The following is a 258-nucleotide window of genomic DNA, read 5'->3' as shown; positions in this document are numbered from 1 at the left end:
CCATCAACCCGGGCTCGGCGACTGGCACTGTCAGCATCAATGCCCCGGATGATGTTTATACGGGCGGTCAGGACACCATTACCAAGTCGATCACCGGCATTGCTGTCGCTGGCGACAAGGTCTTCGAAAACCTTGTGGCAGGTACCAACTCCGTCAGCACCACGGTAAGTGACGAGCCAAGTGGCCAAGGTGATATTGCCAAGGTCAGTATTACCGGCACCACTTCGCTCACCGAAGGCGAAACTGGCGCTTACACGC

Annotated in this window: 1 protein-coding gene; it reads left to right on the top strand. The window is 57.0% G+C overall.

Translation table 11 applies throughout. The features are described 5' to 3' along the window. A partial coding sequence (locus AC6UD4_RS07325; protein ID WP_500709652.1) for a hypothetical protein occupies positions 1–258 on the top strand: 258 nt, incomplete at both ends.

Source organism: Fructilactobacillus sp. X3R5C2 (assembly GCF_059901175.1).
This window is presented reverse-complemented; position numbering and strand designations above follow the sequence as displayed.